Below are 6000 nucleotides of genomic sequence, written 5' to 3' on the forward strand. Positions count from 1 at the left end.
GGCTGTTCCTCAATAGCTGCGGGTGTCAAGAAAATTGTATGGTTTAGTTTCGCCTAAAACACTTTTGTTTGCAGTCAAATTTGAGACAACTTATTGCAACGTAGAAAGTAGAAGGCACTTATGTACAAAGTATAAGGAAAGATTAATTCTTAGGCCACAGATTGTACCTATTGTCAAGCTTTCATATCAGTTGACTTGCGATTTTAGATTTTAGACGCTCAGCCTGAGACGTTCGGCGAGCGCTCAGTTGAGTCGCGCTCAGTCGAACAATTTTAGATTTACTCCAAAGATGAATCTGGGAAGTTAAACTAGGGTCGAAAATTTTTATCTCTCCACGACAGGAGTCGGGGGCTAGTATGCCTTTTTAGGCGGGGTCAAAAAATTAAACTTCTAGCTGCAGCATCCTTCCTTGGTCTTTCTAGTCGTGTGATTGAGGAAAGTTGAGCACGGGGAGGCGCGACCCCCGAAAGACTTCTTCGCTTTCAACGCCGATCGACGCAACAAACTCAGCAGCAGCTTTAGCCACCACCAACCCGCCTAGCATGGGTAAGGCGACCAAGCTCAATAAAATGTCTGAGGGAACTGGCAACTTTGGACTGTTAGGTGTTTTATTTTTGAGCAAGTCTTGGTTTTCCGACGGCATAAATTTCTCCTGTGTCAATCCGTAATCCTCAGTTTACAAGGCAAATAATCATCTTGACCGCTGCTTTCTGACTAATGACTTCTGAACTCAAATCGGGTGACATCGGAATGATATCCTGCAAGCGATCGTCCCCGCGCAGCCAAGTCTATAAATATCTTCTCGCGAGATATTAAGCTCGCACTCGGAAAAAACGCTTTGTATAAAATCCGGATACTCCCCGAATGGTATCGATCATCGTGCGACTCTCTCCGCGGAGCATGACGAAACCACAGCACTACAGTCGGAAAATAATAGACATTTCCCGAAAAGCCAGTCTTCAACAGGCAGGATGCCTGTTCCACAAGAATCATGAGAGAGGTCTAATTATTATTCGGATGCAAACGGAAACGATATGACTAATGACGAATAACTTATTGCTTGGCTTAAGTTGGACCTATCTGTGCCAAAATGTCGAGGTACTATCAAAAAAATATTCCCCAACGGCTCAAAGCCGAGGGGATACAAGGCAAGACACTAAGTCCAGCATGGCTTAAACCAGAGAAAACGGTTAGCCTCGGCAAATCAAATAATTGTCTGTAAAATCTGTAACTGTGCTATTTCTAGAAAACAAAACCAGCTTTGGCAAAATTTAGAGTTTCATGTTGAATGCGAACGGGAGCATATTGGCAGACAATCGATCGAGCGCGTCGCAGTGGGCGCAAGAAGCTTTAGGGCTTCCCGAAGTTCAAGTACAAGCGCGTTTGCGGGGAAATCACCTGCACATTTTGTGCGAAGCAGCGCAGTGTCCGTCTCAAGAATTGGTGACGGCGAGATTTACCAACGCCCTCGAACACACTGATTTAACGCGACTGCTGCCCGATCGACCTAAAATTTACCAGTTGTTTCTGTGCGGCCGCAAAATCGGTTCCCGACAAAATGACTGGACAGTCCGGCTCGATTGCAGCAGTCCCAAGCGACAGCAACAGCCACAGCAACCAGAACCAAAAGTTACCGAAGCGCCGCCGCCAGCGATCTCCCCCGACGAACCGCCAGCAAGCCCTAACAGAGGCGGATTTTTCGGCAAATTTAAGAATGACAACCAGAAACTCAAACAGACACCAAAACCGGTAGAAATAGCGGCCCACCCGCCGCAAGTACGGGAAGAACTGGATTTTGACGCCGAAAGTCTGCCGATAGCCTCCCGCATTCAATACCCAGAAGCTTTTGAAACTTCCCCCGTGACGATCGACACTTCGGCTGCTGCGACGCGGGAAGCTTTCGCTTGGACCGTTCCCCCGCAGCAGAAAGCGAACCGTGGCGCGGTGGCTTTGATTCAATCCCCCGAAGCTGACTCAGGCGAGGGCGATCGCGGTGGAACATTGACAGTTTCGCCGGAAACGTTGGCGCGCCGGGGCTATCCAGATGCGATCGCCAGCTATCTCAGCGAAATCCTCGGCCCGATGGGAGTTTCGGTGAAAGTAAGCATTCGCGAAAAAGAACTCAAAACCAGCCGGGAAACCCTGCCGGTGAATGCGCCGGAAAATATCAAGCCCAAGGAACGCCGACTGCTGGTGCTGTGCGAGTCAGCTTACAGCCCAGACCCCTCATTGCTGGCCGAACCCATCGCCGGCCGGCTGCGGAAACTGCAACTAGAGGATTTCCGGGAAGCCGCGATCGCCAGCCAAGTCAGCGGCGAAGCGAAGCCGGACTGGCTGCTGCGGGTGGATTTGACTTCGCCGGACAAAATTCTCAAGGAATGGGCCAGGTGGGGAGACGTACAGTCGATCGCCAAACTGCTAAATCAACACTTGGCTGCATCGAGAGTCGAAGTGCGGGCTACCCTCAAAGAAGCAACCCTCCACCTGTTTTGCAGCAAAACTGCCAAAAAAGGACAAAAGCCTAAACGGCAAGAATACCCGGATAAGCACCAAACCACCGACGCGATCGCCCCTTTGTTAGCCTCGTTTGCGCCCCAAGGCATCCGCGCAGCTACTATCTACGGCGTAGAACCAGCCAAGGACTCTCAGGCGGCGCCGGAGTCCCCGGTGTGGATAGACTGGGTGGACTTGCCTGCCGCCCACCACCCCGACTTGGCTGCAAACGCTAGAACGCTGGCAGTCGAGGGCGACCAATTGGCTCTGACTTTTTTATTGAACAGGTTGCTCAACCCCAATCTCAGACGCAAGCTGGAAACAGGAGGGATTCGGGCTGTCGTGCTGCAAAAAGCCAACGTGCTGCACGTCATGACAGAAGCTCTGACTTGCCCTTCTCAGTCGAAGGTAGGCCCGCCGGTGGCGAAATTTTTACGGCACTTACAAATTCCGGGAGTGGCAGGGGTGCGAGTCTACGGACGGCGCGCCGGCCAGAAACTGCCCCTGTGGCGCTACGCAATCGACCTCAGAACGGCTGTTAACGAGGAATCAGCGGCACCCGCACCGGCTCCCTCCCAAGTGGCTGTGTTGCAAAAGGAACCGATGCCGGAGTTTGCGCCGGCCGAGGATGGGAGTTTTTCGGGTTTGGGCGACAACTTGGTGTTCGATGCTCCGATGCCCAACTCCTGGCGGCCCCGCTTCAAAATCAGACTCCCCGGATACAATCTGGGCGAGCAATTCGTTCAAGCTGCGGTGCAACCGCTTGTCGCTTCGGGTTTGTTTGTTCCCAACGATGGTTTGTCAACAAATGCTGCTGCGCCGGGGGGCGTGAGAGCCGATCGCGCGGCCGGCATGGCTTTGATTTGGGCGATCGCCGGCTGTCTGCTGACTTTCAATACCGATTGGCTGCTGGGTTTATTTCTGCAATCTGCGACTGTCAGTCAAGCTCCTAGCGCTTCCGAAGTTTGCAGAGGGCCCAACTGTCAAAATTCAGCTCCCAAGGCTTTGGGCGACGTTACAGCCTCACTTCCGAAGGAAACGCCGAACCCCATTCCCCCTGCTGATGAGGTGAATTTGCCTCAAATTCCGTTGCAGCCGTCGCCGTCGGCGAACCAGCAAGAGGCTTTCAATGGTTCTGGGTTTACGAAACCGGGAAATACTAGCGTTCCTGTAGCTGATGTTTCTGCTCCTCCGGTGTTCCCGACTTTGAGGAGCGAGCAGCTTGACGACCAGATAGCGCGCTATCAAGAGTACATCCACCTGCACAAAAAACCGCCGGATATTTTAATTGTCGGTAGTTCGAGGGCGCTGCGGGGCATCGACCCGGCGGTGTTGGAAACAGCTTTGGCAGCTTCGGGCTACCCGGGGCTGACGGCTTACAATTTTGGAGTGAATGGAGCTACTCTGCAGGTTGTAGATTCGATCGTCCGCCGGATTTTGCCGCCGCAACAACTGCCAAAATTGCTGGTGTTGGCGGACGGGGCGAGGGCTCTCAACAGCGGGCGGCCGGATTTGACTTTTAGTGCGATCGCTTCTTCGGAAGGTTACAGGCAATTGAGCCGAGGTAGTTTTCTGATCCGCACCAATCAATTAGAATCCGAAACATCGAACGAAAGCGCCAACAATCCGGTGGCGACTGCCACTGAATTGGTAAACAATTTGGGACAAACTCAAGCTAACGTTCAGCAATTGGTGAGTCAGAAGTTGGTTGAGGGTTCTGCAATTTATAAAAAGCGCGATCGACTTAAAGGGTTTTTGCGATCGATCGTTAATCCATCAGCTCCTGTTGCAACCGACAGCCCCCAAACCGCAGCCCTGGGCGAACAAACAACGGAAAATGCCCAGCCAACCGGTGCGAGTAAACCAGTCAGCGAGTATCAACCAAATGGCTTTTTGCCGATCGATATACGCTTCAATCCCGAAACATACTTTCAGAAGCACCCGAAAGTATCTGGTTATTACGACTCCGATTATCAAAATTTTAAATTGATTGGCGAACAAGCTCTAGCACTCAAAAATCTTATCGAATTTACCAAGGTTCGCAACATCAATCTCGTGTTTGTAAATATGCCTCTGACTGAAGATTATTTAGATCCGGTGCGGACAGGTTACGAACAAGAATTCCGGCAATATATGCAAGAATTAGCAGCCCAAAGCGGACTAATTTTCCTAGATAAGAGTTTATTGTGGCCGCAGGCGCGGGAATCTTTTTCCGACCCCAGCCACCTCAACCGTTACGGTGCAGTTGCAGTGTCTAAGCGGTTGGCTCAAGATCCCATGATTCCCTGGCCGGCGCAACAGTAGTTTTGACTTTTGAGTTTTGAGTTATTTTAGAAGTTAAAGGGATCCAGCGTGGCGAGTGCTGCGCGACGATCTCAAAACTATTCTTTCCGGCGGCTAAATACTGAAAATGAAAAGATTGATATTTCCTGAAAATAGCCAAAATACACAGATAAAAAATCCTAGAAAAAATCTGCCTTTGATATTTTTTATATTATCTTTAGCATTTTTCTGCTTCAGTTTGTATAAAGGTTTCTTTTTACCTTTAGCTTTATCCTCTGGGCCGCCCAGCAACGAACAAAGTAGCGAACAGCCAACTCTGGCACCTTTTGAACAGGTGGTTAAAGACGCACAACAGTTAGAGGGATTATTTACTCTTTACCGCAATCAAGCCACTGATAAAGTATATCTGGAAATTAAACCGGAACAACTCAACAAAAAGTTCCTCTGCTTTGTGACATTGGCATCGGGTTTGGGAGAATCGGGCATTTTGAGCGGAATGCCGCTCGGCGATTTCTTGTTTCAACTGCGGCGCGTCCAAAATAACGTGCAGTTTGTGATACCAAATGTAAATTTTCGCACAACTCCGGGCGATCCGCAAGCAGGTTCGGTAGCACGGGGATTTAGCGATTCGATTCTCTATTCTTTGCCTCTCAAAAGCATTCATCCGCAAAAACAAACTCTGCTAATCGATTTAGGAGATTTGCTAATGAGCGAAAAACGCGATTTACCAGGGGTAAAAGCGATTTTGCCGATGATTTTGGGCGCTTCGTACTCGATCGATGCAGACAAGTCTTCTTTTAAAGATGTTAAAGCGTTTCCACTGAATGTGGAGATTGCTTCTGTCTATGGTTTTTCTAGCGATAATGACAGTCAAGTTAACTATTTACCTTCGGTTCCTGACAGTCGGGCTTTTAACCTCCGCATTCATTACAGTTTCTCGGAAGTGCCGCTAAATAACGGCTACCGCCCCAGACTGGCGGACGAGCGAGTGGGCTATTTTCTTACAGCATATAAGGACTTTTCTGACAAGAGCAGCCGGGAGCCTTTTGTGCGCTATATTAATCGCTGGCATTTGCAAAAGCAAATCCCGACAGCGCCGATGTCGCCTCCGGTACAGCCGATCGTCTTTTGGATTGAAAATAATGTGCCTCCCGAATACCGAAACGCAATTCGCGAGGGCGTTTTGGAGTGGAACAAAGCTTTTGAAAAGGCAGGTTTTACTGA

Annotated in this window: 3 protein-coding genes; 2 read left to right on the forward strand and 1 reads right to left on the reverse strand. The window is 49.9% G+C overall.

Going from position 1 to position 6000, the window contains the following annotated elements:
• Window positions 1-418: 418 nt before the first annotated feature.
• On the reverse strand, window positions 419-643 hold the full coding sequence (locus QUA45_RS09335) for a hypothetical protein (protein ID WP_333095759.1): 225 nt from the start codon (window positions 641-643) through the stop codon (window positions 419-421).
• A 638-nt stretch (window positions 644-1281) separates the two neighbouring features.
• Between QUA45_RS09335 and QUA45_RS09340 the strand changes: the two genes are divergently transcribed.
• Window positions 1282-4797, forward strand: coding sequence for a hypothetical protein (locus tag QUA45_RS09340; protein WP_333220403.1), 3516 nt, complete (start codon window positions 1282-1284; stop codon window positions 4795-4797).
• Window positions 4798-4903: 106 nt separating this feature from the next.
• On the forward strand, window positions 4904-6000 hold a 1097-nt coding region (locus QUA45_RS09345; protein WP_333220405.1), incomplete at its 3' end, for a DUF5117 domain-containing protein.

The sequence above is a fragment of the Microcoleus sp. Pol12A5 genome (genome assembly GCF_036701435.1).
Lineage (GTDB): Bacteria > Cyanobacteriota > Cyanobacteriia > Cyanobacteriales > Microcoleaceae > Microcoleus.

Bases quoted from the DNA above. Each gene is read 5' to 3' on its own strand.
- QUA45_RS09335 (WP_333095759.1), bottom strand. From the start codon at position 643: ATGCCGTCGGAAAACCAAGACTTGCTCAAAAATAAAACACCTAACAGT.
- QUA45_RS09340 (WP_333220403.1), top strand. From the start codon at position 1,282: ATGTTGAATGCGAACGGGAGCATATTGGCAGACAATCGATCGAGCGCG.